This window comes from Pseudoalteromonas caenipelagi, assembly GCF_013140855.1.
Lineage (GTDB): Bacteria > Pseudomonadota > Gammaproteobacteria > Enterobacterales > Alteromonadaceae > Pseudoalteromonas > Pseudoalteromonas caenipelagi.
Map to the genome: position 1 here is coordinate 182513 of NZ_JABBPG010000002.1, position 24048 is coordinate 206560.

General features: G+C 41.8%; 20 protein-coding genes. 13 read left to right on the forward strand and 7 right to left on the reverse strand.

Annotated features, from left to right (window positions below):
* The first annotated feature begins 189 nt into the window (after window positions 1-189).
* From HG263_RS05605 to HG263_RS05630, 6 genes are all read left to right on the forward strand, one after another.
* On the forward strand, window positions 190-1197 hold the full coding sequence (locus HG263_RS05605; RefSeq protein ID WP_171625094.1) for a substrate-binding domain-containing protein: 1008 nt from the start codon (window positions 190-192) through the stop codon (window positions 1195-1197).
* 108 nt (window positions 1198-1305) lie between these two features.
* Window positions 1306-2568 (forward strand): MFS transporter, encoded by a 1263-nt coding sequence (locus HG263_RS05610; protein ID WP_171625095.1) that lies wholly within the window; start codon window positions 1306-1308, stop codon window positions 2566-2568.
* A 9-nt stretch (window positions 2569-2577) separates the two neighbouring features.
* Window positions 2578-4080, forward strand: a complete 1503-nt coding sequence (locus tag HG263_RS05615) for a trehalase family glycosidase (protein WP_171625096.1) — start codon at window positions 2578-2580, stop codon at window positions 4078-4080.
* A 167-nt stretch (window positions 4081-4247) separates the two neighbouring features.
* Window positions 4248-7061, forward strand: a complete 2814-nt coding sequence (locus tag HG263_RS05620) for a tandem-95 repeat protein (RefSeq protein WP_171625097.1) — start codon at window positions 4248-4250, stop codon at window positions 7059-7061.
* Window positions 7054-7443 carry a hypothetical protein gene (locus HG263_RS05625; protein ID WP_171625098.1) on the forward strand — a complete coding sequence of 130 codons (390 nt, stop codon included), beginning with the start codon at window positions 7054-7056 and terminating at the stop codon, window positions 7441-7443. Before HG263_RS05620 ends, HG263_RS05625 begins: the two co-directional genes overlap by 8 nt.
* A 274-nt stretch (window positions 7444-7717) precedes the next feature.
* A complete protein-coding gene (locus tag HG263_RS05630) occupies window positions 7718-8176 on the forward strand; it encodes a helix-turn-helix domain-containing protein (protein WP_171625099.1) in 459 nt (152 codons plus the stop codon).
* Between the two features lie 53 nt (window positions 8177-8229).
* On the opposite strand, the gene HG263_RS05635 is transcribed toward HG263_RS05630, so the two are convergent.
* Window positions 8230-9375 carry an acyltransferase family protein gene (locus HG263_RS05635; protein ID WP_171625100.1) on the reverse strand — a complete coding sequence of 382 codons (1146 nt, stop codon included), beginning with the start codon at window positions 9373-9375 and terminating at the stop codon, window positions 8230-8232.
* Window positions 9376-9542: 167 nt separating this feature from the next.
* On the opposite strand from HG263_RS05635, the gene HG263_RS05640 reads away from it, so the two are divergent.
* The 4 genes from HG263_RS05640 (at window position 9543) to HG263_RS05655 (ending at window position 13493) form a co-directional block, all read left to right on the forward strand.
* Window positions 9543-10688: a sensor histidine kinase gene (locus HG263_RS05640; RefSeq protein WP_171625101.1), complete on the forward strand. Its 1146-nt coding sequence runs from the start codon at window positions 9543-9545 to the stop codon at window positions 10686-10688.
* Window positions 10669-11295, forward strand: coding sequence for a response regulator (locus HG263_RS05645; RefSeq protein ID WP_216628372.1), 627 nt, complete (start codon window positions 10669-10671; stop codon window positions 11293-11295). The genes HG263_RS05640 and HG263_RS05645 overlap by 20 nt, the downstream gene beginning before the upstream one ends.
* A gap of 118 nt (window positions 11296-11413) precedes the next feature.
* Window positions 11414-12478: a YjgN family protein gene (locus HG263_RS05650; protein WP_171625102.1), complete on the forward strand. Its 1065-nt coding sequence runs from the start codon at window positions 11414-11416 to the stop codon at window positions 12476-12478.
* 1 nt (window position 12479) lies between these two features.
* Window positions 12480-13493: a M48 family metallopeptidase gene (locus HG263_RS05655; protein ID WP_171625103.1), complete on the forward strand. Its 1014-nt coding sequence runs from the start codon at window positions 12480-12482 to the stop codon at window positions 13491-13493.
* A 19-nt stretch (window positions 13494-13512) separates the two neighbouring features.
* On the opposite strand, the gene HG263_RS05660 is transcribed toward HG263_RS05655, so the two are convergent.
* Both HG263_RS05660 and HG263_RS05665 read right to left on the reverse strand, forming a co-directional pair.
* The gene (locus HG263_RS05660) at window positions 13513-14739 is read right to left on the reverse strand and encodes a threonine/serine exporter family protein (RefSeq protein ID WP_171625104.1); all 1227 of its coding nucleotides are present in this window, start codon (window positions 14737-14739) and stop codon (window positions 13513-13515) included.
* A gap of 121 nt (window positions 14740-14860) precedes the next feature.
* The gene (locus HG263_RS05665) at window positions 14861-16096 is read right to left on the reverse strand and encodes a glycosyltransferase (protein WP_343043957.1); all 1236 of its coding nucleotides are present in this window, start codon (window positions 16094-16096) and stop codon (window positions 14861-14863) included.
* 299 nt (window positions 16097-16395) lie between these two features.
* Here HG263_RS05665 and HG263_RS05670 point away from each other — a divergent pair, with 299 nt between their 5' ends.
* From HG263_RS05670 to HG263_RS05680, 3 genes are read left to right on the forward strand one after another with little or no spacing between them, the layout of a single operon-like run.
* Complete coding sequence (locus HG263_RS05670; RefSeq protein WP_171625105.1) at window positions 16396-18924, forward strand: S9 family peptidase; 2529 nt, start codon at window positions 16396-16398, stop codon at window positions 18922-18924.
* Window positions 18925-18927: 3 nt separating this feature from the next.
* Window positions 18928-19338: a hypothetical protein gene (locus tag HG263_RS05675; protein WP_171625106.1), complete on the forward strand. Its 411-nt coding sequence runs from the start codon at window positions 18928-18930 to the stop codon at window positions 19336-19338.
* 47 nt (window positions 19339-19385) lie between these two features.
* Window positions 19386-20345 (forward strand): S41 family peptidase, encoded by a 960-nt coding sequence (locus HG263_RS05680; protein WP_171625107.1) that lies wholly within the window; start codon window positions 19386-19388, stop codon window positions 20343-20345.
* 170 nt (window positions 20346-20515) lie between these two features.
* On the opposite strand, the gene HG263_RS05685 is transcribed toward HG263_RS05680, so the two are convergent.
* The 4 genes from HG263_RS05685 to HG263_RS05700 form a co-directional block, all read right to left on the reverse strand.
* Complete coding sequence (locus tag HG263_RS05685; protein ID WP_171625108.1) at window positions 20516-21370, reverse strand: EamA family transporter; 855 nt, start codon at window positions 21368-21370, stop codon at window positions 20516-20518.
* 203 nt (window positions 21371-21573) lie between these two features.
* Entirely contained in the window at window positions 21574-22374 is an 801-nt protein-coding gene (locus HG263_RS05690) for a class I SAM-dependent methyltransferase (RefSeq protein WP_171625109.1), read from the reverse strand.
* Between the two features lie 92 nt (window positions 22375-22466).
* On the reverse strand, window positions 22467-23282 hold the full coding sequence (locus HG263_RS05695; RefSeq protein ID WP_171625110.1) for a GGDEF domain-containing protein: 816 nt from the start codon (window positions 23280-23282) through the stop codon (window positions 22467-22469).
* Window positions 23283-23371: 89 nt separating this feature from the next.
* Window positions 23372-23797, reverse strand: a complete 426-nt coding sequence (locus tag HG263_RS05700) for a DUF3429 domain-containing protein (RefSeq protein WP_171625111.1) — start codon at window positions 23795-23797, stop codon at window positions 23372-23374.
* Between the last annotated feature and the right edge of the window lie 251 nt (window positions 23798-24048).

Sequence of the window (24048 nt, forward strand, 5' to 3'; positions counted from 1 at the left end):
GCTGAAATTAAAATAGAGGTTATTGCAAACGTTTGCAATAATTTTAATGTAACTTTTTTTACATATTTTGTTTTATTGCTTTTCGTTTTGATGGCAATTAAATAACATGTTTGGTTCGGCAATATGCTATTTTCTCAGAGAGTTAGTATGCTTTTTGGGTTCTATGAGTAAGGTGATAAAGGGGTTTTTGTGGCGCAAAAAAAATTAAAGCTGGCGGATTTAGCCAAACTTGCTGGAGTCTCAACGTCAACGGCATCTCGTGCGCTTAACAATAATCCTGTTATTAAGCAGGCCACCCGAGCGCATGTGCAACAGCTTGCTAAACAACATAATTTTAGCCTAAATACCGCTGCGAGTCGTTTAAGACTGCAAAAAACGAACGTGGTAGCTGTGGTGATCAACCTAGACGCTAACACTGAGCAGTCAATTGACGATCCATTTTTGCTAAAGGTGGTAAGCGATATAAATCAAGCTGTTAACCGTCAAGGGTATGAGCTTTTACTATCAAATTCTTACATGGCAGGTGATGATTGGCATGGTTATTTTATCGATGGCCGACGTGCTGATGGGTTAATCGTGGTGGGTCAGGGCAAACACCAAGGCCGTATAGAGTTAGCCGCAAAGTTGGGCGCACCGCTGGTGGTGTGGGGTGACCCTAAAACGCCGAGTGATTATCCAATAGTGGGCAGTGATAATTACCTTGGTGGCTTGCAGGCAACCGAACATTTGATTGCCAAAGGCGCGACCAAATTATTATTTTTAGGCGATCCAGGTCATGCTGAGATCAGTGAACGTTACCGCGGCTTTAACGCTGCCATTGCGCAATCTCAACAAGTGGCGCAGCCGCAAACCATCAAAATCGATATCACGAGCCATGCAGCTTACGATGCGATAAATCACCTATTACGAGAACAAGGCCTCAACTTTGATGGTATTTTTGCATGTAGTGATATGGTTGCGTTAGGGGCGCTTAAAGCCTTAAAAGAGCGCTATGTGAGCGTACCTAATGATGTTCGTCTAGTTGGCTTTGATGATATCGCTATGGCAGATGTGAGCCACCCATCTTTAACTACCATCAGACAAAATACACAATTAGCAGCTAAAATACTGGTCGATAAATTGTTGGCGCAGCTCAACAATGAAGAGGTTGATTCGCAAGAAATAGCGATTCAGCTATGTTGCCGCCAGTCTAGTTGATAGCATAGTTTGAGTGCTATCTGGGGATTAAATTATTAATGCAAACGATTGCAAAATAATTTTTGCGAGGCTAGACTTAAATTCATTCACAGTTAACGAGTTCTGCTTATGACGGGTGCACCAACTACACTAACCAATGCATCGCGAGCGCGTATTATATTTGCCATGATGGCATGTTATTTCTTATTTGCAGTTCTACTAAATAGCGTCGGAACCGTTATATTACAGTCAATAAACACCTTTGACGTAAGTAAAACGCAAGCCGCGGGTTTAGAAGGATTTAAAGACTTATCTATCGCGATAATGTCGTTTTTAGTCGCATCCATGATCCCTCGCTTTGGTTATAAACTAGCGCTGCTAGGCGCACTGGCTGCAGTAACGTTGGTTTGCTTAATCACTCCTCAGTTAGGACAGTTTTATGCCTTCAAGCTGCTTTTTGCAGTAGTAGGCTGTGCTTTTGCCGTGGTAAAAATCAGTGTTTATGCGTTAGTGGGGCAACTTAGCGATTCTCCCTCTTCACACTCAGCACTGCTGAACACCATTGAAGGGATGTTTATGGTGGGAGTCTTGAGCGGATATTGGATTTTTAGCTTTTTCATCACCGATGAACCTGCAGCGCTAAACTGGCTAAATGTGTATTACATTTTGGCCTTGCTAAGCCTTGTTTGCTGCTTAAGCATTGTTTTAGCGCCAATTAAAAAACAAGCTTTGCCACCGGGAAGCAGCATTGTAAGTGAATTTACTGCCATGCTTAAGCTCAGCTATCAGCCATTGGTGTTGGTGTTTATAATCTCTGCGTTTTTATATGTTTTAATTGAGCAGGGCGTAGGGACTTGGTTACCCACGTTTAACAATAAGATATTACATTTGCCAGTTGATGTGAGTGTTCAGCTTACCAGTATCTTTGCCGCAAGTTTAGCTGTAGGGCGTTTGCTTGCAGGACAAATATTAAAAGTGTGTCATTGGTATACGCTTTTGAACGTTTGCTTATTGGCGATGGGCGCACTGATTTTACTTACCTTACCGTTAACGAAAAACGTGTCTGCTCAGGATATTACCTCGGTATTTAAAGCACCACTAGCGGCTTATTTGATGCCGATGATAGGGTTGTTTATGGCGCCGATTTATCCGGTCCTTAATTCGGTTATTCTCAGTAGTCTTGCTAAGCATCAACAAGCATCGATGACAGGTATGATCGTTATCTTTTCTGCTTTGGGCGGCACAACAGGCTCAATTCTTACTGGTTATATTTTTGAGCACTTTAGTGGCCAACATGCATTTTATTGTGCGTTGGTCCCCTTGTGTTTATTGATTGTCTCTGTTTATTTGTTCAAACAGCGCAGCACCCCTGCGCAAGCTGTCGCAGCTTAAGAGGTCTAAATGAAATTTGAATACTGTACCTTGTTTAAGGATGTGCAGCTCAGTGGTATTTTCACAGATAGTAAAACGTTTGCTGATGCAATTCCTAAACAAAGTTGGCAAGTTGCACAGCAAGCTTATGAGCAAGCCGATTTGCCGCTGACCACCAGTCAGCTAACAAGTTTTGTTGCTGAGCATTTTTCATTTGCGCCTCAGCCTGAGTTGCAAGCACTTCAAAAAGTAACATGCGTTAACGATTACATTCAGGCCTTATGGCCAAAGTTGCTACGTAAAGGCTTCACGGCAAGCAATAATTCATTACTGACTTTGCAACATGATTATGTGGTACCAGGTGGTCGTTTTAATGAAATTTATTACTGGGATAGTTACTTTACCGCGCTTGGTCTTGAAGATAGTGGCAACATTTCGCTCATTGAGTCAATGGTAGACAACTTTGTCAGTCTAATAGAGCGTATAGGTTGCGTTCCCAATGGTAATCGAGTGTATTACACTAGCCGCTCTCAACCACCAGTATTGGCTTTGATGGTAAAGCTGTTAATGCCTTACAAAAAGTCCGATATTGAGTGGCTCAAACGTATGGTTGATGCGATGACGAAAGAGCACGCATTTTGGCATCAAGGAGAACAGCAACTGGGCAGTAGCAGTGGTGAACTTAAGCGTATTGTGAAGTTTACCAACGGTATGCAGCTTAATCGCTATTGGGACGATAAACCAGAACCAAGGCCTGAGTCTTACGCTGAGGATGTGGCGGATGCAAAGCGACTGCCAGCAGAGCAACAAGAAGCATTTTTTAGGAATATACGCGCGGCCTGCGAATCAGGATGGGATTTTAGCGCTCGTTGGTTAGATGACCCTAAAAGCTTACTAAGCATTAATACAACCAATCGCGTTCCTATTGATCTGAATGCCTTGCTTTATCTGTTAGAAAAAACGCTAAGTGAGTGTTTAATCACGCTAGAACAGGCAGGCCAGTCTCAGGCATTTTCGCAACGTGCTGAAAAACGTAAAACAGCAATTTTACAATTACTTTGGAGCGATAAACACGGTTGGTTTTGCGACTTTGACCTAGTTAAAAAGCAGGTTTCGCCGGTACTTAGTTTGGCAGGATGTGTGCCATTGTTTGCAGGTATTGCCGATGAAGCACAGGCATTGGCAATAGCAAGCAAACTTGAGTGTGATTTTTTACGTTCTGGTGGGCTGGTAAGTTGCTTAAGTGAAACCTCACAGCAATGGGATTCACCAAATGGCTGGGCACCCTTACAGTGGTTTGCTATTAGCGGGCTGCGCGATTATGGACAATTCGACTTGGCTGAAGATATTGCACAGCGTTGGTTAAATATGCTCGAAAAAGACTTTGCCAAGCGCGGTTGTTTGCTAGAAAAATACAATGTGTGTGACCCTGCTAAAACAGCCGGCGGTGGCGAATACCAAGTTCAGCAAGGGTTTGGCTGGACCAACGGGGTAACAAGTCGATTACAAGTTTTATATAACAATAAGCAGTAAGCAAGCCTGTATGTTGTGGTTAGGCTGTTGCTATTTATAGAATACATCAGCCTGCAAAAAAATTGAAAATGACATGCTAATTCATAAAATGGATTTTGCATGAAAAACAAGCAAACCTAAAAGGCCCGTCTATACTCAGCTTTAATGTCTTTTTTGCGGAGCTGATTATGAATCGTGTCCTGCTTTTTCTGTGCTTTGTATTTTTACCTCTCATTACTCATGCTGCTAATGTGAATAATTGGCAATGGCATGAAGTCAAAACTAAGTCTGATGATTTTCAGCAAGCAACACTTTTTAAATTAGATACCCAGCGAGCAGCCTCTGATTTAATGACGCTGGTCGACACACAGCAGCATTTTCGAGTGAATTTGCCCGATGGGCAAGGTGGATATGTTGAATACTTGATTTGGCATGACTCCATAATGGCGCCGCAATTACAAAGCAAATACCCGATGATCAGAAGTTTTGCAGGTTATCAAAGTAATGCAACGCACAATACGGGGCGCTTTGATCTCGGTCCAAATGGCTTTTTTGCTTTTTATCATGTTAACAATACTGCGCTGTACTTAGACCCTTCTAACGATTTATATAGGCTCTACCAAAAAGCAAGTAACAATACACTCTGGCAAGATGAAGTACGCATTTTGTCGCAAAGTAATATGCCACTGGGTGACGGCCAAAAAAGGGGGCCGCTTATTGGTAATGGTGGCTCGGTGGAAATGGTCACTTACCGTTTAGCGGTCACCACGAGTGATGAGTATACCACCTTCTATGGTGGTAAAACCCAAGCTTTGAATGGGATAGTTACGACCATCAACCGCGTTAATCAGATTTATCAAACAGATATCGCAGTAAAACTTGAACTGGTTGCAAACAACGATACTCTAATTTTTACTGCAAATGACCCTTATGACAATGGCAACTTGGATGACACTTTGTCAGAGGTGCAAAGCCAAATTGATACCTTAATTGGCTCTGCTAATTATGATGTAGGCCACTTAATGGCAACCTCTGGGGCGGGGCTTGCAGCTTTAGGGGTTATCTGCGCAAATGGTGCAAAAGCTCAGGGAATGACGGGGATAGCAACACCTCAGGGAGACGCCTTTGATGTTGACTATGTTGCCCATGAACTAGGCCACCAGTTTGGCGCAAACCATACATATAATGGGTCGGATGGGTCATGCACAACGCGAGCTGCGGATTCTGCATACGAGCCAGGTAGTGGTATTACTATCATGGCCTATGCAGGCATTTGTGGCAGCGAAAATTTGGCCTCTAATTCAATTGCTATGTTTCACTCTCGTAGCATTGATGAAATAAATACACACCTAACACAAAGCTCTGGCGCTACCTGCGGTACTTTGACTGATAATGGCAATAAAGCACCAATCGCAGATGCAAAAGATGATCATACTATTCCGATTAATACGCCTTTTATGCTCACAGGAGCCGCAACGGATGCAAATAGTGGCGATACGCTCTCTTATGCTTGGGAGCAATTGGATCTTGGCTCTCAAACCTCAAATAGTACAGATCTTAAAGATAATGGTAATGGCCCGATGTTTCGGCCCTACTTGCCAAGCGCATCAGCGACTCGTTACTTTCCTTTACTCGCGGATGTGATATCTGGGCAAGTGACCAAAGGTGACGGCTACCCAACAACGGATAGAACAATGACATTCCGTTTTGTAGTCAGAGATGGCAAAGGTGGCGTGAGCTTTGACACGGCTCAGGTCACTACAGTATCGGCCGCGGGTCCCTTTACAATTACTGCCCCAGATGAAAATACCACTGCAGGTGACAATAACCAGATCACGGTCAGCTGGAATGTTGCTAACACAGATCAAACGCCTGTTTCGTGTAGCAGTGTCAATATCATGCAAACAAACAGCGATGCTACCCAAACACAAGTTTTAGTTGCAAACACCCCTAACGATGGACAGCAGCAAGTGACTTTATTCGGCAGTGAAAGCAACAAAGCAAGGGTAATGGTACAATGTGCTTCGAGTGTGTTTTATGCGCTGTCTAAAGAATTTGAGTTAGCTACAACTTTGGCCGTTACCTCACAACAAGCCATCTCAGTAGCTGAAGATAACAGTGTCACCTTGCAAGCGTCGCAGTTTTCGGTGGTGAACCAACAAGCAGGTTCGCAACTGACTTTAACTGTGCTCTCAGGTAGTAACTATTCTTTTTCTGAAAATACCGTAACACCAGCGTCTAATTTTAACGGCGAATTGAGTGTAAACATTAGCTTAACGGACGGCACAACTACGACAAGCTACCCCGCAAAAGTGAGCGTTACCGCAGTTAATGACGCCCCCCAAATTGTCTCGCAACAAGCACTGTCAGTAAAAGAAGATGAAACCATTACTTTAGGTGTTGCACAATTTGAAGTTGTGGATGTGGATAGCAGCGTATTTACCTTAACCATCGAGACCGGTGATAATTATACATTAGAAGCGAACGTGGTCCGCCCACAAGCAAACTTTAATGGTTTGTTGCAAGTGCCTATTACAATTAGTGACCAACAAGGGGCTAATGCAAGCTTTATGGCGCAAATAACCGTAGCGGCCGTTAATGATGCACCAGTTGCAAGCAACGACACCGTTAGTGCAGTTTCAGGTACATCAACCACCTTTAATGTGTTAGCCAATGACTCAGATATTGATGGTGACAGCTTAACGATCAGTGACATAATTTATGAAGGAACAGGGACTGCTTCAATTTCCGGTAGCGTGATTAGCTATCAGTCTGCATCTGGGTTTACAGGACAAGAACAACTTGTTTATACGATAGCTGATGCAAGTGGAGAAATGGCACAAGCAACCGTGACGATTAATGTTCAAGCTCAGCCAGTTGCGCCACCCACAAACAATTTGGACAGTGGCTCAGGTGGTGGAGGGTCGTTCGGTTATTGGATATACGTATTGTCTTTGTGTTTAATGTTTAGGCGTTTTGTTAAAGGAGAAGGGGATGCGTAGCTTGATGGTTGGTTTGCTCGCAGTAAGTACCTTAAGTAGTTGTGAAATGGTAACTGATAGCGAGCAAAATAAACCTGTTTCATCTTTGGTAAATGCTCAAAGGACGATGGACTGGTTTGTGAGTACGTCAGTTGAACAAGTGATTGAAGCACATGAAGCGCAGCAGATTTTTGGCCTGATAGCGCTTAACAGAAGAGGGTATTTTTATCCAAAAGTAGGCATGGCAAGAGGTCCTTTAAATTTAAAAACAGGTTGTCAAACTTGGCTAATAGCTGCGTCAAATGATGTGCTTAATAACGATAGTGAACGTGAACAAGCTGCAGCATTGCAAGCATTTGCTGCAAAGTTCAACATGCATATGGAATCTAAGTGTTTACCCTAACATCGCCAAATTAAACGGCCAATCTTCGTTGGCCGTTTAATCTTTCATGCCTTTAGCTCTGCGAGCTCCCCCACTTTGGTGCAAATAGCCTATTTAAAAGGTAAAAAAATTGTGATGGCTTACTCTTTAAATGTGAGCTGTAATGTGTGTGGCTTTTCTAATATTCTGATAAATATACTTATTGTTTTATTTTGGTGCTATGTCGGGAAAAAGTCGTCAGCAATCCATAAATTTTATGCCAAGCTGTGAAAAGTAAAGTGCAAGGGTAAACAACATGATTCTAAAACAACTACGCCTAAGTAGGCATTTAACACAAGACCAGCTCGCTGATATGGCAGGTCTTAATGTGAGGACTATCCAACGCATTGAGAGTGGTCAAAAGCCCAGTATTGAGTCATTAAAATGTTTAGCCAGCGCACTTGACGTAGATATAGAAGAGCTACAGCAGGAGCAATTTATGATCAGTAAAAACGAAGATAACTGGCGAGCTTTACCACTGTTTTTAAAAGTATGGTTTGTATTTAACTTTTTGCAGAATAGGCCAACAAGGCGATCGGCGAGTCGTGTTCAGTTTATGGCGCATGTTAGCGGATTCTTATTCTGTTGTTTGGGGTTTGTCAGTGAAGCTGCGTTGGCTGGCGGGTTGATTTTACTGGCCAGTGCTTATCTTTTTAATATCTTGATATATCAGGGGGATAAGTATGGGATTTGGTATGATACTCCGTTAGATTAAGGGAACTTTAAAGTATGATAGGTGAGGGTGCCTCACCTAAATTTGGCTGTGAACTAGTATTTTTTTCCGTTTAAGAATAAGCCGATAAAGGTGTGCCTTACAAAGAGAAAATAGCTTAAAAAACAAATCAGTAAAGTGATCAGTACGCTTATCGTATATTTAACAAATACAGAGACGGATGCATCTATCAGAGGTATTTGCACGAACATTAATACTGGAAAATGAATGAGGTAAACCCAGTAAGATGCATCGCTAATATAACGACAAAGGGCATTCGTCTGTGCCATAAACTGATACGCTAGCACAATAGCCAAAAGAGACCAACTCACCACAGATACACTTTGTACCAGCACAGTCAAAAGGTGCTCAGTACCTTGTGCTGTAGCCTCTCCTAACTGTATGAAGTGAATAACCTTTTCAATGCTCATTGGTTCAGGTAATCGATGTACATATACACTGTAGCTAACTACCCCAATGATAAATAAATATTTGGCATAGGGTTTTAGTTTTTCTAATAGTTCTAGGTTTGTATAAAGGCTAGCGCCAAATAAAAAGAATACTCCATAAAAGCCATAGGACCATAATTCAATCCTGAGTTTATCGGGAGAACTAAAAGGCACGTATTGAAAGTATAGAGAACATGAAATGATAAAGGGCAACAGCACAATGATTGAAATTGGCTTGCTCAACAGTTTGAAGGGATAATCAAGTATCATTTTACGTTGCCAAAGCAGCGCAAAGACTAGGCAAAAACCGAATAAATTCCACAAAAACCATAAATGCATGGAACTTAATTGGGGGTCTTTCATATGGCTGAAGGCACTAAAAATGGCTGGCAAATTTGTAACAGTGGATGCTGCCCACTTTAGCGCAACGACAAAAGCGAGCGTAAGTAGAGGTAAAAAAATCAAAAATGGCAAAGCGATGCGTTTTGTTCTGTGCCATAAAAATGCTTTGCTGCCCTTTGCGTTCAGCAGAAAATGAGCAAAAAAGCCTGCAATAACAAAAAATACCGGCATTCTGAACAGATGGAGCCAGTGGCTGAATAAGTCAAATACATAGGATGGATGAGCATCTGACGTAAACCAAAGGTTGTGCATAAACGGACTGTAAGCTAAAGCCGCATGATAAAAAATACCAAGCAGTAACGCGTGAGCGCGTAAATTGTCCATAAAGTGATATCTCGTGTCATTAGACATATAAAACACCCATAAAAATTGAAAGTGTATTTAGTATATCGAGCTGGACATGGTAAAAAATGTGACACTTATCATGTTTTTAGCTATGACATTTATCACTGGTATAGAGGCTGATGGCTTGCGATAATATTAAGTCACGCTTTTCGCATGGGTTATAAGAAAAAATAATGGAACAAACCATAAGACACACCACAGACTGGACTTACTCGACGATAGCTTCTTGGTTGGGAGTAACGATAGCGTGTTTTTATTATACCAATGTGCAACTAAACATATGGATGCAAATACCTATACACTTAGCGTTGCTAGGCTTGTTGTGGTTTATTATCAAAAGGCCTAATGATTATGTGGATCAGGCTGCCTGCGCTTACTTTGTGCTGCTTGTTTTATTGATGCAGTTGACGACAACTAGCCTAGTGTTTATTCATTTGGTGATGTTTACCGCCATTTTCAGTGCCCATTTTCCTGCAGGTAAAATGCTGCTGTGTGTTATTACTATTTTAACCGCATACAGTATGACACATTGGCAAAGATGGGAGGGGGACATTCCATGGGTTACTTTGTTGGTTTGGTTTTTCTTTTCTGTGATGAATTGGTTTGTCAGTAGACGAATTGTTGAAAGTTTAAACATTCACTATCAGTCTAAACAAAACTATAAAGAGCTAAAAGCGACTCAAAGTTTGGTGACAGCAATGGGGGCAGAACAAGAAAGGCTAAGTTTATCGAGAGAGTTACATGACACTCTAGGGCATAAGCTAACAGCGTTAAGCATCAACTTAGACTTTGCCAAACGCCAAGCTTCTAGTGAGTCGATAGAAGCCATTTCGTTGTGTCATAGCTTAAGTCAGGAAATACTCGAAGAAGTCAGAGAAATTGTGTCAAAACAACGTCAAAAGAATACCTTGCTCAATGATAGCTTACACCAAGTTTTTGCTGCCACGCCTCAACTTATCTGCACATTGTCTATCTCAGATGAACTTGGCACGCTCACACAGCAACAGAGCATATGTGTTGTACGTTTTTGCCAAGAAATGATCAGCAATACCCTAAAACATACTAAAGCAACTGAAATTCAGTTCAATGTACAAGTCAAACAATCAAGTGACAATACACCTTGGTTAATTGCCAGTGCGTTACATAATCAAAAAGAGCTTAAGCGACCCAAGCCGGGTAACGGGCTAAAAGGGCTAGATGAAAGACTACAACTGTTGTCGGGCTCGTTTAAACAATATATTTGTGAAGACAGGTTGTTCAGCGAAATTTCATTTCCACTAATTCCGACAGGGGACTGCGATGAGTCACGAAATCATTAAATGTTTGTTGGTTGAAGACCAAACGCTCGTTCGTATGGGGTTAAAAAATTTGCTCGAGCTAGATGATGGTATTTGTGTTGCAGATAGTGCTGAAAATGGCGAAATCTGCCTAAACTTATTAGAGAACAACCACTATGATCTAGTGTTACTGGATATGCGAATGCCAGTAAAAACAGGGCTTGAAGTGTTGCAAACGATGAAAAGTCAACACAACACCACCAAAGTATTAATTATCACCACTTTTGAAGATTGTGACGTGCTAGTTAAAGCAATACACCTTGGCGCGCGTGGTTATATCTTGAAAAATGCAGAGCTTGAAAGCTTAATCTCGGCTATTAAGGCGGTACACCGCGGCGAATTAATCCTGCAAGATACAATCACTCAGTATATGTTGAAGCAAACCGTTGCAAAGACAGAATCATTGACAAAAAAAGAGCATGAAGTGCTCAAGTGCATGTCACTTGGGCTATCTAATAAAGCGATTGCTGAACAATTAAATAACTCGCAAGGCACAATTAGAAATCACGTCTCTACGGTCTTGGCTAAATTAAACGTCAGTGATAGAACTCAGGCTGTGGTGAAAGCCATTAACGAATGTCTAATATAGCACCGATGAATAATTGTGAAAAATGAAAGGTTTTCCATTGTTAGAGAGGATAAGTTTTAGTTATACTCCTGACCCGTTCCCTTTTTAGGGCGTCAATCACATTTGGAGCTATATTAAAATGGACTTGCAGTCTGTAAATCACATAGAAAATGCCGCGCCGAAGGCACAAAGGCACACCGTTCAATTTAGCGGTGATGCCGCTAGCTATTTTAGTCTTTGGGCAGTCAATATTCTTTTTACTATTCTTACGCTAGGCATTTACTCAGCTTGGGCAACAGTAAGAAATAAGCAATATTTTTATGGACATACCTCGATTGATGGACATAGATTTGACTATTTAGCAACGCCAATTCAAATTCTAAAAGGCCGCATTCTAGCAGCCATGTGTTTTACATTTTATATTGTTTCTAGTAGTTATTTTCCATTAATCGCCGCGTTATTCTTGTTTATTTGGATGTTTGCTGTCCCTTGGGTGATTAACCAAGGGTTGCGTTTTAACTTGCGTATGACGCGTTATCGAAATGTTCAGTTCTCGTTCGCGGGAAACTATAAAGATGCATTTATTAATTTTATAGTGCTGCCATTTTTAAGTATTTTTACGCTTTATTTAGCAATGCCTTGGGTGCTAAAACGTATAGATACTTATATTCACAACAACATCTTTTATGGCGACAAGAAACTGACTGTGCAATTGACGACATCAGAGTATTTCCGAATTGCCTTTGCCTGCTTGTTTACCGTAGTTGGTGTCGCTATTGTCATCGGCGTTTTTACGGTTGTACTTGGTAGTATCGATGATCTTGCTCAGCAACCACAGCTACTTGGTGGTATTATTGTGTTGTTCAACTTTTTAATGATCACCGTAGTAGCGGGAATGTATCAAGCGATGATACGCAATCATATTTTCAATAATGCCCAATTTGAACAGGTTGCTCGGTTTGAATCTAACCTAGCAACGGTCGATTATGTGGTACTCGTTTTTACCAATGCGCTAGCCATTGTGTGCTCGCTCGGATTAGCTTTACCTTGGGCTAAAGTGCGTAAAGCAAAAATGTTGGCTGCGGCAACAAGTGTATGTGTATACCCCAGCGCTGAACACGTCATTAATGTTCAACTTGAGAGTCAATCATCATTTGCAGAGGAAGCGGCAAATGTGTTTGATATAGACATTTCACTTACTTGATATGAAAACTACAGGGCGTTTATATCACGCACATAGCAACACATTTATATACTGTGAATTATCACTGAGTGATGAATGTGTTGTTTTTAGTAATGATGAAGGATTGCACGAGCGTTTGCCAAAGCCACGATTGGTTTTGGGTATGGCAATCAAAGGCCAAGCTCAAGATATCACCTTGCCAGATGGTCGTCGCTTTTTATGTGATGATAAGACATTTAGACTCAATCAGCACAGTACAAGCAGCTTTATAGAACGCAGTGAGCAGCACAAAGGGCTTGTCATAGGTGCTATTTTCTTTTGTCCATTGCTGTTGTATTGGTTATTTTTTATTGCCATCCCTCATGTTGCTGCCAGTAGCGCAGGGCACCTACCTCAGAGTGTGATAGAAACAATTGGTCAGCAGTCTATGACCTTAATAGAAAAGGCTGCGCTTGAACCAACACAGCTGGATGAACAAAAAGTCGCTAATGCGGAGCGTATTTGGCTTGAGCTCATTAATCAGTTGCAGCTGAATGAGCAAAAGTACCGTTTAGGCTTTTATCAGTCTGAGTTTTTTGGGGCGAATGCATTCGCGTTACCCCACGGCCAGATAGTTGTGACAGATGATTTAATCCTCAAACTGGCTGACTATGATGATGCGTTCAGAGCGGTGTTGCTTCATGAAATTGGTCACGTTGAACATCGCCATAGTGTTAAAATTGCTGCACAAACAGCGGGTACCACGGTTGCGCTGGCAATTGTTTTTGGTGACTTGCAAGGTATTGTTGATTTAGCTCTAGGGGTTGGTACAGCCATAATGCAACAACAATTTTCACAAGGTATGGAGCGCCAAGCTGATGATTATGCGTTGTCAAACTTACTAAAGCTTGGGTATAAGCCAGAACATTTTGCAACTGCACTTGAGATTATCTCACAGGGCACCGATGATGATTCTCAATCGTGGTCAAAATACCTGTCTACGCATCCACATGTAAAATCAAGAATCGAAAAAGCTCGGACATATAAGCATCCGTAATAGCGATTTTAAGCCCTATTTAAAGGGCTTTTTTCGGAGGTAGTGCGACGTTGGCAAAAATTAATCCTGCTAAGAGTGACATAAAAATCAAGAATGTTTGTTGCCCAATATGATCTGCATGCACAAAACTTTGCCCCTCAATAAGCGAGTTTAAGCCGATATAGGTTTTTGAGCCCGGAACGAGCACTATCAGACCTTGCATCGCTACGATGGAAGCTGGCGCATTGACAATACGGTTGAATAAGTTACTGAACACCCCAACCGCAAAGGCGCCAACAAATGCACCAATGGAATAATCAAAATATATCGCAGCACTAATACTGACTGCATAAGCGATAAATCCAGAAGCGATTGACCAACTTGCATGTTTTAGCTTAGTCCTAAAGATGACAATTAGACTTAAACACAATAACAGAATGGCTAACCAAGCTGTCCATTTGGGAAGCGGTGTAGGCTGAACAAAGTCTGTGATCCCAAATAATGAAAAGCCAATGCTGATACCAAGGAATGCGCCAAAGTATAACTTAAACAGTTGCATCAAAGAATCCATAACACGAGCCGTGCCAGAGACCAAATGCCTTGATGATAACTCAGCAAAAGCAAGCGCTAATGCAAGACCAGGAATAAAAACGATAATGGCGGATAGCACCACTAAACGGATATTAACACTTGGGTCAACATAGCTGCTGACGGCGCAAGCACCAATGGAGGCAACAATTGCGACTAAAGGCTCGAGCATGTGTGTTACGCGTTTTGAGCGGGTCGACCAAAGTACAAATAAAAATACTAAGATAGATAATACACCTGACCAAAGCACATCATTCCAGCTAGTGCCCATTAACATTGCAAATGCTGAACCTGATACCGAAAAAGCAAAACCTGTCATTAGCTTACTATATGGTGCTTTTTGTTTACTTATGGCTTCTAAATCGGCATCTGCTTGCTCAACAGTGAGTTGACCAGAAAGCATTTTATTAACTACGTCATCGGTGTCTGCCAATGAACCAAGGTCGTGATCGCCAGGTTCTACACGCGCCACATGAGTATATTCTTCCTCATGGCCCTCAGTCCAAATCACAAATGTCACAGATGTTGGCGACATAACAAATGACGATTTTAAGCCTAAGTGGGTTGCAACTTCCATAAGATGCGCCTCAAGACGGTATGCTGGCGTACCATATTTGTGCAACATCTTACCAAGTTTAACAATAAACTTGCGCTTTTGAGTAAAGGTAGCTGTGTTCAACTGCGTGAAACCTAAAATTAAAGAATAACCAACCATTTATCATCTATGAGATAAAAGGCAATAAATGGCGCGATTGGATTGCTGCGCATTCTAATCGCTTTCATTGCAAAGTCTAGGCTATTTAACGAATTTTATTGACATTTTTTGCTTCAATCCATTGTGCCATATATTGCGTACTGCGCATGGTATGGTGTTTAAGCATTTGGCCAACAAAATTACCTTGTCGGTGGCTTTCTATATTTTTGATTATACTGGTTATTCTTTTTAGTAGCTGTGATTCAAGGTTGGTTTTATCATAGATTTGATTGAGTATAGTTTTGGCAGCAATTTGTGCGTGAACATACGCTTGTTCGTCAGTATAAAGCGCCACAGCTTGATCAGCGAAATCTTGTGCGTTAGTTGCAATGCTGCCTGGCCATGGTAAGTCGCAGTGCATACCCTCTGCACCGATAGCAGTGGTGATACTAGGGGTTTGTGTGATCATCGCTTCGAGTAACTTGCCTTTGATGCCAGCACCAAAGCGAAGAGGTGCAAGGCACACTCTCGCGTTTTTCATTACTTGCAGCGCATCTTCTGCCCAGCCTTTAATTAAAAAACCCGTTTTGGGGTTATTAAGTGCTGTTGCTTTTGGCGGTGGGTAGGAGCCATAAATGTGTAGCTCAGCCTTGGGGAGTTGCTTGCGTATTAGCGGCCATATTTCTTGTAAGTAAAGTACCGCATCCCAATTCGGTGCATGGCGAAAGTTCCCAATGGTAATAAAATGCTGGCGTTCGCTATGAGTTGGTAACATGTTTGGCAGACTGTCCAGCTCAACCATAAATGGCAGGTGATGCAATAAAGCAGGGTCGACTTTGTATATATCACTTAGCAAGGTCATTTCATAACTAGAGATAATGAGGCTTAAATCGCAACGTAAGATGGCGGCTATTTCTCTTTTTGCTAACTCTGAATGCAAATCTTCATGTGCAAGCGCACGTTTTGCTTTGTGCGCTTCATGGCGAGCATTGCGAAGACATTGTAAGTCTTCGGTGTCGAGTATTTTCAGTGCATTAGGCGCATATTTATCTACGCGCCAGCCAAACTGCTCTTCCATCATAAAGCGGTCGAACATAACAATGTCGGGTTGTAATGCCTGTATGTATTCGTCAAAGCTAGTGCAATTGAGTTGGATATGTTGACTGGAAATACCGTGCTGAGATAAATCCACCATATGCTCAGTCGTTTGTGCTGGGCTTGCAAACTCAACTTGCCATTGCTGAGATTTAAAAAACCGTAGCAGCGACATCATGTGGCTACCTGCGGCTGAAGAGTTGGGTTCTGGCCACACGTAGCCAATGACTAAAACTTGTTTACACACAGTGATGATTCTCTAATTTACTACGACACATCTAGCGCGTACTTAGGTTATATAAAATAACACCTAGTCTGACGATAACGTTCAAAGAAGTGATGTTTGACCAGCCAGTATAGCATTACAGTGTGAATTCATTCACTTTCTAGAGCGTGCTTGGCTAGTCCATATAGTAGCGCAAACACCGCGTCAGAAAAAGTTGTAAGTTTAGGCTAAAGTATTTAAAAGGGCTGAATTTTGTGATTTTTAGGTATATTATGCAGCGTTGGTATATCGGTTCGAATAAAGTTAGGACGACAAAAATAATGAAGCAAATTTGGCTGTTAGGACTAATTATTGTTACTTTAATGCCTGCGTTGAGTAAAGCGGAGCAAGCAACAGGATATCAAATCCCAAGCCCAGCACTTGCAAAGTTAGTTGATGCAAAACTCATTCCCAGTAGCTTTTTAAGTGCTGATGGAAAGTGGTTAGCTTTATTAGACAGAAAACGGGTTGTACCTCTAAGTGAACTTAACCGCCCAGAAAAGGCACTTGCAGGTATAAAGTTCAACCCGCAAACGTTTATGCGTCAGTCGCGTTACACCTACGTATCACTGGAGTTTAAACATGTTGATACCGGTTCTGTGTTACGTCCAACTGGCTTGCCCGAAAACGGGGTAATACGTTATCCGCAGTGGTCGTCTGACAGCCGTTATTTAAGCTTTGTGGTTGAGCAAGATAATAAGGCTACTCTTTGGCTTTATGATGTTAAAGAGCGCGAAACAAAACAGCTGACTCAATCAACACTCAATGGCGTGGTTACTGAAACCCCCTATGAATGGCTGCCTGATAGTAAAGCGATAGTGGTTAACTTTGCAGTCAACCATGGACAACCACCGTTGCAACCAAAGGCACAAGAAACTGTGCCAATTATCCAACAAAGTCGTGGTGAAAAGTCCCCAGCAAGAACCTACCAAAATCTTTTAAAAAGCCCCTTTGATGAGGCGCAGTTTAAGTTTTACGCGCAAGGCCAGTTAGCAAAAATATCTTTAAATACAAAAGCAAAAGCGATTGGTAAGCCAACGTTGGTGAAATCTTTTAGTGTGTCACCTGATTCAACTAGTTTAATTGTAGGAATGATAGCAGAACCGTTTTCTTATCAAGTGCCTTATGAGCGTTTTGCTAGTGTTTGGCAAGTGTGGGGGATGACTGGCTTCCCTCTTTATGAATTGGCAAGACAACCTTTGGCCGACAATATCCCGCAAGGTTTTGATAGTGTTCGTGTTGGACCTAGGGAGTTTCAGTGGAGAGCTGACGAAGGCGCGACGGTGGTTTGGGTTCAAGCACAAGATGAAGGTAATATGAAGAATGATGTAGAACATCATGATTATTTGTATTCTATTAGCGCGCCATTTAAACGTGAACCAGAACTCTTTGCCAAAGTTGAAAATCGTTTTTCATCCATTCAATGGGCCGATGACGAAGTTGCATTATTAACAGAATGGCGCTTTAGCTCTCGCTCTGTGCGCACGTCAGTGATCACCCCCAGAGCTGCGGATTCAAACAGAGTGGTATTTTCTGAGCGGAGCTATAACGACGCGTATAAAAACCCAGGTAAATTTATCACTACCCGCAGTGATCTTGGCTCTAAAGTGCTGAAATTGGTAGGCGGACGTTATTTATTTTTACACGGTAAAGGCGCTTCAAAAGAAGGCAGCAAACCGTTTTTAGATAGGTATGACATAAAAACCAACAGTTCAACACGAATTTGGCAATCTCAAGCACCTTATTATGAGCGCGTTAAAGGCTTACTCGATGACGAAGGGATGCGCTTTGTGACGATTCGAGAATCACAAACAGAGCAGCCTAACTTTTTTATCCGTGATTTGAATTTTGACACGCTAACGCAATTGACGCGTTTTGCTCACCCTTACCCTGAGTTTAATGGCGTTAAAAAAGAACAACTTAAATATAAGCGAGATGATGGCGTTGAACTAACAGGCAACTTATATTTGCCTGCAAATTATGATGTCACTCAAGGTCCGCTCCCTGTACTTATGTGGGCATACCCGCTGGAGTACAAAGATAAAAAGGTTGCCTCTCAGGTTCGAGAGTCGCCGTATGAATTTCCTTATTTTGGCTATTGGGGACCCTTGCCTTATCTTGCCAACGGTATTGCCGTGTTCGATGACCCCAAAATGCCAATTGTGGGTGAGGGCAATGCATTGCCAAACGATAGTTTTAGAAAACAACTGGTTGCTAGCGCTAAAGCGGCTGTTGATGTATTAGTTGAAAAAGGGATTGCAGATAAAGACAAAATCGCGATTGCAGGTCATTCCTATGGTGCTTTTATGGTCGCTAACTTGCTGGCGCATTCTGACTTGTTTGTGACAGGAATTGCCCGCAGTGGTGCATACAACAGAACTTTAACACCGTTTGGGTTTCAAGGAGAAGAACGTGACTTCTGGCAGGCCACAGATGTCTATGCCAACATGTCGCCGTTTTTTCATGCTGAGAAAATTAACGAGCCTATGTTAATGATCCATGGTCAGGACGATCCAAACTCTGGCACTTTTCCAATGCAGTCTGAACGCATGTTTGCAGCGTTAAATGGTTTAGGTAAACAAGCGCGTTTAGTGATGCTGCCTAATGAAGGTCATGGCTACAAAGCGCGTGAAAGTATTTTGCATGTTCTTTGGGAGCAAGAACAATGGCTTAATCGCTATTTGTTTCCAGAGAATAGCCCAGTACAAGAGCAATCGCCTTTGCAAGCGCCGTTAGATGAAGTACAAACTACCAACCCTGAGAATATCAACTTACAGGATCATGATAGTGGGATGTCTGGGGCGTTATAGATTATGTTACTAAAGTGGTTATTTGCAAAAACGAATATCGTACTGAGCGTTGCGTCAGTATTGGTATTGTGTGGTTTGCTAATAACCTCTGCGGATAAATTAAGGAACGATAACTCTGCAATAGTTAAAGTAGCGTTGAGTCATTATCAAGCTGATAATGCAAAAAGCTTTGTGCAAACTAGGCAAGTAGGTAACGCACAGCTGTTTTTGCATGTGTTACAAAGTAGTCCAGAACTTGTTTTGCTGTTTGTTTTTGCTTTATTGAGCGTGAGATTGCTGCCATATTTAGCTCTGGCGTTTTTACAGCGATTACCATGGTACTGCTATTGCCATCCTCCGAGTAAGTTAAAAGTGTCACTATGGCATGACAGTAACATTTTGACTCGTCAAACGAGCCACTCACTGAGTCTTTAATTTGTATTTTAATTCAATCAATTAATTACAAATTAAAGGAAACCACAATGAAAACAATTCGCTTATTTTTAAGCACTATGCTGTGTGTATGGTGTTTAATTTTATTGCCTGAATGCAAGGTGTATGCACAAGGCCAGACAGATTTACTTCAAGAGCGTGAGCAAATAGCCGCGATAGAAAAAATAGCAGAACTTATTAGTCTTAACTATGTGCTGCCAGACATGGGCCTAAAAGTTGAAAGCGCACTTTATGATGCTCAAAAGCAAGGTCAGTTTGCTCATATAAACAGCAAAAAGCAGTTTATAAATGAGGTGGGTAAATTTTTGCGAGCATATAGTAAAGACGGCCACCTAGGCTTAACCCCAATGCCTATTGATAAAAATGTCACACATATTCTCACAGAGAAAAAAGAAAATCGTATTAATAACTTTGCGTTAGAGCAGGCAAAAGTACTGCCAGGTAATATTGGTTATTTCAAAATTAATAAGTTTCATCCTGACGAGCGAGCTAAAAAATTGGCAAGCTATGCACTTAACTTTTTAAGCCACACCTCTCACCTAGTAATTGATTTGCGTGATAGCACGGGAGGGTCAATGGAATTGGTAACACATCTTGTGAGTCATTTTGTACAAGCAGATAGACACCTATGGGATATGTATGACAAAGAGGGGCTATCTTATCGTGTAGCAAGCGTGGAAGTCTCATCAGAGCCTTACTTACAAAAAATTCCCATAACCATCTTAACCGCAAAGGGGTCGATAAGTGCAGCAGAGTTCTTTACATATACCTTAAAGCACTTGGGTCGGGCCCGTATTGTTGGTGAACAAACCGAGGGTCTTGCCCACGCAACTGGCGCTCGAAAAGTCAATGAGTGGTTAATATTGAGATTGCCTTTAATGCGCCCAATTAGTCCTATAACCAAAACCAATTGGGAACGGGTTGGTGTTAAACCCGATGTGGAAATGGCAGAAGAAGGGGCGCTCGATTGGGTGCTAAATAACCTGTAAGTGGTATAACCCTGTGGCGGCATGCTGTCACAGGGTTGCAATTAAAGTAGGATAACGTCGTACATAGGCGCTACCCTGATGAGCAATTCCACCTGAGTTATTATCCACAAGACTTGCTAAGTGACTTAGCCATTTTAGAACATGGACAGTATTTTTTAATGGTATGTGCTTTAATTCGCTTTGCTACTAGCCACTGAACTACCTACTGATGCGATGATCACCATAGAAATAGCTAACCACTGCCAGATACTTAGCAATTCACCAAGAATGATAAAGCCAGCTAAAGCCGCAATAGCGGGCTCTAAACTCATCATGATACTGAAGCCCTGTGCTGGCATATTACGCAGAGCCACCATTTCTAAACTGTAAGGCAGTGCACTGGAAAGCACGCCAATCATAATGCCTAAAGGAATAAGCTCCCAATTGAGTAAAGCGCTCCCCTGTGATGCAACACCTAAAGGCACTACCGCAATGGCAGCCACACTCATACCTAAGGCAACCGTCGCACCTCCAGTGCCCTGATTGCCCGTTTTTTTACCAAACAGGATGTATCCGGCCCAGCATGCACCTGCTACTAAAGCTAAAATCACACCAATCGGGTCCAGTCCATCCGCAGCACTCATATCTGGTAATAGAAGAATGATCCCAAGCAAGGCGAATAGTACCCAGATATAATCTCGCTTTCTTTTTGAAGCAAACAATGCCACAGCTAATGGGCCTGTAAACTCTAATGCAACACCAATACCAAGAGGAATACGTTCTATCGCATAGTAAAACGTAATATTCATGCCGCCCAAGCACAGGCCATAAACCAAAATAGACTTTTTATTAGCAGGAATATAACGCCATGGACGAAACACCAAGCACAAAATTAATGCCGAAAATCCCAGTCGATATGCTGTCGTGCCTTCAGGCCCAACATGAGGAAATAGTTGCTTCGCGATAGAGGCACCAGACTGAATAGTCACCATTGCAATTAATAAACAAAATACGGCAAATAAAAAGTCTCTATTAGCGAGTTTCATCCAGAGTTGGTCTCTATGGGTAGATCATACGAAGGTGGCTAGTCTAAAGGGCTGGATAACGGCTATCAAGTTTTTTGTATACATTATTCATGGTCTTTACGAGATAATTTCCCTCTGTTTACAAGGTGTAACTTTATTGCGATTTTCTAGCTACCTCTGTTGTTAAAACCACTCCTAACAGAAGGGTAAACAAGTGATAAGCGCTACGTGTAATGGCTTTTATAAGTAGCGAGATAATTTAACCATGCTTGCTGGTGCTTTTGCATCGCTTTGTGCTTTTTAGAGTCGAGATGCGCTTGCGCGTCTGCCACGCTGTAAAATGGTCCTGCTCTACACATACTACAATGGTGGTCGCCTAGGTACTGAGGCATATGGAGCTGTTTTTCAAGCGACCGATTTGGTTTTGCAGAAAATGCATAGGTGATACCACTGGTATCTTTAACGTGTTTGTCACGGTCCACATTGCGAATTTTATAGCCTGGAAATTGTTCAATATTAAATGGGTGCTGGCCTAAATATTGTACTATTGAGTTGTTGGTAAGTGTCCCTTCTAAATCCCACTCACAATAGGGTTTAACATCTTTTGAGGTGATGTAGCACAGCATGGGACCATTTGGGTCTAGTGCAAAGTGATAAGCATTATCTAAAAATTGGCGAAGTAGCGCTCTATTTAAGGTGTTAACTGACAACTTGGACTGTTCAAACTCTTTGTGGCTTGAAAATGCAGGGATAAGGGGGAATTGAAAGATAACTAAATCGTACTTTTGAGGCGCCAAACGTTGCCATGCGTGTGAATCAGTTACATCAAACTCGGCTAAGTAAGGGATATTTTGCTGAGCAAGTAAATCAAGCGCATGAAATTGGTACTTGTTACGAATGACTTGTTCACTGTCATACGTACTGGCTGTCACTTGTCCGCTAGATATAAGTGAATGCAAGGCATGGGAAAAACTTAAGTCGCCATCGCCAACCGTTAATATTCGCCAGTGTTTTTCTATAATCATAGTGCTACATATAAGTGAAATTACGCGGATTGTATCATTTTTTGGCTACCAGCGGTGACACCAGTTAGTTAAAACAAAGAGCGTCAATATGGCTAATGTCTGGATTTATCACGGTACATTTTGGCATCTGCCTGACATAGTATCTTGTCTGGAGCTTGCTTTGCGTCTGTTTTTGTGGCGCCTATACTGGTATCAACCTGATATTGCTTAAGTGGTGTGGTTAAATTAGTGCGTAAGTCTGTAAGTTGCTCAGGACCTTCATTGCTAAAAGCCACAAATTCGTCTCCTCCTAAGCGAAATACCGTGTCGTGTTGAAAATGCGCTGTTAAAGCATTTGCAAAAAGTGTAAGCACATTATCACCTACATGATGACCATACTCATCATTAGCATGTTTAAAGTTATCTAAGTCAAAATAATAGAGCCACGAGTATTGCTCACTTAACTGGGCAAATCGATCAAAGCAAGCTTTGCGGTTGCCTAGCTTTGTTAAGGGGTCGTGGTGTGCATCATATCTTAGCTTTTCTTCAAGTTGTTGTTTTGCAGCAATTTCTAAATTGAGTTTAGCAATGGTGGCCTTTTTTGAGGCAAGCAACAACAACATACCGTAACACACCAAAATAAAACCAATGCTTTTGAGCGAGGTATCAAGCAGCAAGATAGGCACTAGCGCAAATTCAAAATAACCATCGAGTACGTCAAGCAATAGGCCTAAACAATAGAAAGACCAACCGTAAAATAGGGGTTTACTATTAAGCTGCGGAGCAGCAATCACTATAGTGGTGGCTGATAAACAAAACCATAGCAGCTCTTCGATGGTCTCAAGTCCAATGCCATCGTGCAATAAAGTCCATAATAGAAACAGTGCTCCAATAGACCATATGAATGCAATGACGAATTTTTGGATCATGCCCAGTCCTTATTGTGGTGCTATCATATTTTGCTTATCACTCACTAGTTTAGGTTAAGTAATAAGGTATAGCAGAAGTGGTGCTGAGTTTAACCTCTGGCAAGCTCAAGACTTTGCGCAATCATAAATAAGTGGCAAACAAACACGACAGAAGTAAGGATAAAGCGCATTTTGTGATAATCCTTGTGATACTGCTGCCAAGTAGGCATACCCCGTTCAAACAGCAATACAGTAGGGAAGCATACAGCCAAGTAAATAAGCGTGGTGGTTGCCGATGCAAAGGCCAGTAACGGAAAAGGAATAACAACGAGTACAGCCATAACTGCATGGGTGTATGACTGCTCTCCCGCTCGCCACAAGGTGCCGGCCATAAACGCTAATATTCCCATGCTGTATAAACTAAATGCATCAATCGCTTGTGGCGATGAGCCTAATAATAACGGCCAAAACACACATGCCAAGAAAGGGAGTACGCCATAATAGCCTAGTTGGATGTGATTCATATATGGATGCATTGCGTTCTCATTCCTCTTTAGTAATATCAGAGCGAGTATAACCTAGCCAAGACTCGGGTAATAATTTCTATGGGAAACTTTTTATAAAAGATCACTTTGGTGACTAAAAAGGTAGAGCAATCCAAAAAATTGATTAATCCAATCTAAACAATCTGTTTTATTTGTTAATCCATTCTCACTATCTTAGTAGTCAAGGAAAACGAGCAGCATGACGCTGCTTAAATTCATAACTTAATCATTTTTACTAAGAG

What these genes read in the sequence shown, in the direction of transcription:
- HG263_RS05610 (WP_171625095.1), top strand. Translation starts at nt 1,306, where the DNA reads ATGACGGGTGCACCAACTACACTAACCAATGCATCGCGAGCGCGTATT.
- HG263_RS05615 (WP_171625096.1), top strand. Translation starts at nt 2,578, where the DNA reads ATGAAATTTGAATACTGTACCTTGTTTAAGGATGTGCAGCTCAGTGGT.
- HG263_RS05620 (WP_171625097.1), top strand. Translation starts at nt 4,248, where the DNA reads ATGAATCGTGTCCTGCTTTTTCTGTGCTTTGTATTTTTACCTCTCATT.
- HG263_RS05625 (WP_171625098.1), top strand. Translation starts at nt 7,054, where the DNA reads ATGCGTAGCTTGATGGTTGGTTTGCTCGCAGTAAGTACCTTAAGTAGT.
- HG263_RS05630 (WP_171625099.1), top strand. Translation starts at nt 7,718, where the DNA reads ATGATTCTAAAACAACTACGCCTAAGTAGGCATTTAACACAAGACCAG.
- HG263_RS05635 (WP_171625100.1), bottom strand. Translation starts at nt 9,375, where the DNA reads ATGTCTAATGACACGAGATATCACTTTATGGACAATTTACGCGCTCAC.
- HG263_RS05640 (WP_171625101.1), top strand. Translation starts at nt 9,543, where the DNA reads ATGGAACAAACCATAAGACACACCACAGACTGGACTTACTCGACGATA.
- HG263_RS05645 (WP_216628372.1), top strand. Translation starts at nt 10,669, where the DNA reads ATGAGTCACGAAATCATTAAATGTTTGTTGGTTGAAGACCAAACGCTC.
- HG263_RS05650 (WP_171625102.1), top strand. Translation starts at nt 11,414, where the DNA reads ATGGACTTGCAGTCTGTAAATCACATAGAAAATGCCGCGCCGAAGGCA.
- HG263_RS05655 (WP_171625103.1), top strand. Translation starts at nt 12,480, where the DNA reads ATGAAAACTACAGGGCGTTTATATCACGCACATAGCAACACATTTATA.
- HG263_RS05670 (WP_171625105.1), top strand. Translation starts at nt 16,396, where the DNA reads ATGAAGCAAATTTGGCTGTTAGGACTAATTATTGTTACTTTAATGCCT.
- HG263_RS05675 (WP_171625106.1), top strand. Translation starts at nt 18,928, where the DNA reads ATGTTACTAAAGTGGTTATTTGCAAAAACGAATATCGTACTGAGCGTT.
- HG263_RS05680 (WP_171625107.1), top strand. Translation starts at nt 19,386, where the DNA reads ATGAAAACAATTCGCTTATTTTTAAGCACTATGCTGTGTGTATGGTGT.
- HG263_RS05685 (WP_171625108.1), bottom strand. Translation starts at nt 21,370, where the DNA reads ATGAAACTCGCTAATAGAGACTTTTTATTTGCCGTATTTTGTTTATTA.
- HG263_RS05690 (WP_171625109.1), bottom strand. Translation starts at nt 22,374, where the DNA reads ATGATTATAGAAAAACACTGGCGAATATTAACGGTTGGCGATGGCGAC.
- HG263_RS05695 (WP_171625110.1), bottom strand. Translation starts at nt 23,282, where the DNA reads ATGATCCAAAAATTCGTCATTGCATTCATATGGTCTATTGGAGCACTG.
- HG263_RS05700 (WP_171625111.1), bottom strand. Translation starts at nt 23,797, where the DNA reads ATGCATCCATATATGAATCACATCCAACTAGGCTATTATGGCGTACTC.